This is a genomic window from Phyllobacterium sp. P5_D12 (assembly GCF_054049495.1).
Genome location: NZ_JBFUMG010001030.1, coordinates 1 through 882 on the forward strand (window position 1 = coordinate 1; position 882 = coordinate 882).

Here is an 882-nt window from a genome sequence, read left to right on the forward strand (position 1 = left end):
GAGTTTGACCCCGCGGCAGATGGAGCCGGTATCAACATTCCGGGCGCGCCCATAGCCGGAGCCGCCACGGCGAGTGGCGGTGTTGCCAACAAGTCGGTACTGAACAAATCCTCGCTGAACAAAAACAAGAACAAGAACAAAACCTCTTTCGGTGGAATCAGCACCGGCAATGCACAGTTGATACCGGCGTTCCAGTTGCGTAGGCTACACCAGCAACCCTCCCGAAACGCCTTCACCGCCGCTGCCCGCTTCACATGGGAAATGCTGGACATCCTCCCACCGCCGGGTCCAGATTTCACTCGTCTTGAAACAAAGGTGATGCTCTCACTGCAGAAGCGTGACCGCGAACGGGCCAGACGACTCCCGGATATTCAACAGGAAGCTTCGCTATCGGTCGCCGAGTTTTCACGTCCTCTCTACATCGAGAACATAGCCGGGTTCGAACAGACCGAGGGGCTGTTTCAGAATATCCTGACAGCGTGCGAGTATGTCGGTCTCATTTACAAAAATAAATTCAATCGGTTGCGGCCCAGTCAGTTTGAACCGCGCCTGAGGCCGCTTCTGGCAGTTCCCGCGCACGAATCGTATCAAAGCAATCATTCATTCCAATGCTTTTCCATCGCGTTTGCATTCAACACGATCCTTCCCGAGCATCCAGCGACCGAAGAATTGGCGCGAATTGCTCAAAATGTTGCAGAAAATCGTGAATGGGCCGGCCTTCACTATCCGAGCGATACGAAAGCAGGCCGTGATCTGGCCCGCCGGTTCGCTCCTTATCTGAGAGACGCGTTTGCCGCGACGTATAACGCGGTTCACAAGGAATGGGTGTGAAGGATGTGCATTCAGCTTCAGTGATTCCTCCAGCGTAAATGAGGTTACAGA

1 protein-coding gene is annotated in these 882 nt (G+C 54.2%); it reads left to right on the forward strand.

Annotated features, from left to right (window positions below; genetic code table 11):
• Positions 1 to 30 precede the first annotated feature (30 nt).
• Positions 31 to 831: a phospholipid phosphatase gene (locus ACXJ5O_RS28465; RefSeq protein ID WP_457302837.1), complete on the forward strand. Its 801-nt coding sequence runs from the start codon at positions 31 to 33 to the stop codon at positions 829 to 831.
• Positions 832 to 882: the final 51 nt, after the last annotated feature.